The sequence below is a fragment of the Glutamicibacter sp. genome, assembly GCF_035257265.1.
Lineage (GTDB): Bacteria > Actinomycetota > Actinomycetes > Actinomycetales > Micrococcaceae > Glutamicibacter.
In genome coordinates this window covers 1-1,849 of record NZ_DATEXC010000029.1, presented here as the reverse complement: position 1 = coordinate 1,849, position 1,849 = coordinate 1, and the positions used below count along the sequence as shown (strand labels likewise).

The window sequence follows — 1,849 nt, the reverse complement described above, 5'->3', positions numbered from 1 at the left end:
CCCAGAAATACCTCGCCCGCTTGGAGAAAAAACACGGCAAGGGGAAAGCCTTGACTCTCCTGGCCCAGACGCTGGCCCGCGCCGTCTATGACCTGCGCAAACGAAACGTCGCTTTCGATAGGGAGACCTTCTTGCAGTGATAAGGGAGGGGAGCGGATGAGCCTGATGCCTCACTGGACAACAAGGGGGCGAACCTCCAAGAGGCGCTCGACACGGCGGCATCCACTGCCTCATTGAAGGCCAAGGCGCCTATAAGTCAAGACACCCTGAGCCCTGTGCCTTTGATTGGACATCCGCTCTCGCTCCTGTTGGTTGCGGCGATCGTCGCCAACGGTCTAAGTGTGTTGCTCCTCACCCGCGTCTGGTTCTAACTGGAGCGTATAAGAATTTCCTTTTTTGCTGCCCCTGTTCTCCTCTCTCCAGAGACCAGGGAGGGGCACAGGGCAGTGAGGACAAGCAGGTGGACCCGGGTGGCAGGGTGTGGTATAGCCACCTCCCATGGCACACAACAGACAGCGGGTCGACAAAGACACCTTCAAGCAGATCTTCCGTGATTACTGGGGGCCCTTCCAACAGCGCCATCCGCGCTACCAGGATCGCCACGTGCAGGCCGTGATCGACAAAATGCTCGGCTGTGGCACCCTGGAGGCGGGCTATACGACGTACCTGTGCCCGCACTGCCTGGAAGAGAAACGGGTGGCGTTCAGCTGTAAGAGCAGCTTTTGCCTCTCCTGCTGCAAGGTGTACGTGGATGAGTGGGTGGCCCACATCGGGCGGACGCTCTATGAAGGCGTGTCGTATCGCCACGTGGTCTTGACCATGCCCGATGCGCTGCACCTCGAGTTTTATCGGCATCGAACCCTGTTAGCGGACTTGATGAAGTGTGGGGTCGCGATGTTGAGCGATGCTCTATCGTGGTTCAAGAAGGTCAGGCTGGAGGCAGGCTACGTGGTGGTGCTGGAGACGGCGGGTCGCGCCGGCCATTGGAACCCGCATCTGCATATCGTGATGACCTCAGGCGGGGTGACACCGCAGCAAAAGTGGCGAGAAGTGGACTACTTCCCCTTCACGGTGTTGCACAAGAAGTGGCAATATCACCTCTTCACCATGCTGAAGCAGCGAGTGGGCACGCGAGCGATCAAAGCCAAGATCGACGTCTTGTGGCGCAAGTATGCCCGGGGCTTGGTGGCGTACTTGGAGGAGGGGAAGGTGCCAGCTGGCGGGGAAGGTTTGGCGTACTACCTGGCGAAATACGTGGTGAGTCCCCCGATCTCCCTCCGACGCATCCTGAGCTACGATGGGCAACGGGTGCGGTATTGGTATAACGATCACAAGACCAAGCAACGTCAGGAGGAGGAGATTCCGGCGCTGACCTTCATCGGTCGGATGGTGCAACATATCCTGCCCAAAGGGTTCCATCGCATTCGCTATTATGGTCTGCATGCCACATGCAAAGCCAAGAAGGTGAAGGTGGTGCTCACAGCGTTGATGGTGGCGCTGGGTCGGCTGATCAAGGGGACGTATCGCATTGCGGCGCGGAAGACCTATCGTGAGCGTGTGCTGGCCAGTACCGGGCGGGATCCGTTGCGGTGTGCACGTTGCGGCAGGGAGATGCTGCTCTGGCAGGTGTGGCACCCACGTTACGGTGTGGTCTATGACGAGGTGCAGGCGACCAAGCATGGGCGTTACGGTCCGTGCCGAGGTAGCCCCCCGGGAGCGGGAGCAGACGGGGAGAGGGAACAGCCCATGACACAGCTAATGCTGGCAGAACTGCGGGTGTGAGGACGCAGTCGGGGAAGCGTCTGGCACGTCATAGATGAGAAGAGTCCGCCCAGAGGGCGCTAAGTTC

The 1,849-nt window shown here is 59.5% G+C and carries 1 protein-coding gene; it reads left to right on the top strand.

The annotated features are described in order from the left end of the window. Positions 1 to 498 precede the first annotated feature (498 nt). Positions 499 to 1,782: an IS91 family transposase gene (locus VJ369_RS06945; protein ID WP_324091364.1), complete on the top strand. Its 1,284-nt coding sequence runs from the start codon at positions 499 to 501 to the stop codon at positions 1,780 to 1,782. Positions 1,783 to 1,849: the final 67 nt, after the last annotated feature.